3 protein-coding genes are annotated in these 1,073 nt (G+C 66.2%); all 3 read right to left on the minus strand.

All coding sequences use genetic code 11. From position 1 onward, the window contains the following. Positions 1-604, minus strand: a 604-nt coding sequence (locus AB0J58_RS45165) for a cyclic diguanylate phosphodiesterase (protein ID WP_044719982.1), incomplete at its 3' end; no start/stop codon positions are given. Next, positions 601-837: a broad-spectrum mercury transporter MerE gene (gene merE / locus AB0J58_RS45170; protein WP_227337132.1), complete on the minus strand. Its 237-nt coding sequence runs from the start codon at positions 835-837 to the stop codon at positions 601-603. The genes merE and AB0J58_RS45165, both read right to left, overlap by 4 nt. Next, positions 834-1,073, minus strand: a 240-nt coding sequence (merD, locus tag AB0J58_RS45175; RefSeq protein ID WP_364228050.1) for a mercuric resistance transcriptional repressor MerD, incomplete at its 5' end; no start/stop codon positions are given. The genes merD and merE, both read right to left, overlap by 4 nt.

A 1,073-nucleotide genomic window follows, 5' to 3' on the forward strand; every position in this document is an offset into this window, starting at 1 on the left:
GCACGATGGTTTGGTCGCGGCGGTCGTTGGCGAGCCCGGCGACAAACGATTGGTCGATCTTGAGCGTGCTGATTGGGCAGCACTTCAGATGTTGCAGACAGGAATACCCCGTCCCGAAGTCATCGGCGGCGAAGCGCACACCGATCTGCCGCAAGGCGTCCAGGGCGGGGAAGATCGCCGGATCACCAAACGCGACCGATTCGGTCAGCTCGATTTCGAGATACTCGGCGGGCAACTCGGCATCAGCCAGCACGCCCTTTACCCACCCGTCGAAGTCCGGTCCCACTTGGCTCGCCGAAACATTGACGGCCAGCCGGAACGGTCGCCATGCCAGCATTCGCCAGTCACGCATCTGGCGGCAGGCTTCGCCCAGCACCCAAGCGCCGATTTCAGGCATCAGGCCGGACGATTCGACCACGGGCAGGAACTGGCCCGGTGGCAATAGTCCAAGCGTCGGATGACGCCAGCGCAACAGGGCTTCCGCGCCGACAATCCCACCACTGCGCAGATCGACGACGGGCTGGTAGTGCAGTTCAAGCTGCCCGCGCTCGACCGCTTGGGCCAGTTCCGGCGTCGTCCATCCATCCGGCCGGAAAGCGCTCATTCTCTTTCCCTGAATGCCCGCAACGCCCGCGACAGGGACAGAAGGAACAGGCCGGTCAAACCGAGCGCCGCGATGACCCAATGGTCGCCGAGGAAAGCACCGGCGGTTGTGCCGGCCAGCACGACAGCGAGGATGGGCAGGTGGCAGGGGCAAGTCAGCACAGCCAGTCCGCCCCACAGGTAGCCGGTGATCGGTTTGTGCGTCTCGGACGGCAAGCGCTCGGGGTTGTTCATGGCAGACTCTCCGCGTGCTGTGCCGGCTCGGTCGGCAGGGTGGCCAACTGCACTTCCAGATCGGCCAACGCTTCGCGCCGACGCTCGACGAACTGACGCAGCAGGGCAAGCTGCGCGGCCGCTTCGTCGCCGTCCGCCGCATCCAGCGCCCGGCACAGCCGCGCCAGCGCGTCGAGGCCGATGCCCGCCTCGAAGGCCGCCCGCACGAAGCACAGCCGTTGCAAGGCGGCGTCATC

Source organism: Streptosporangium sp. NPDC049644 (assembly GCF_040675205.1).
Taxonomy (GTDB): domain Bacteria; phylum Actinomycetota; class Actinomycetes; order Streptosporangiales; family Streptosporangiaceae; genus Streptosporangium; species Streptosporangium fukuiense.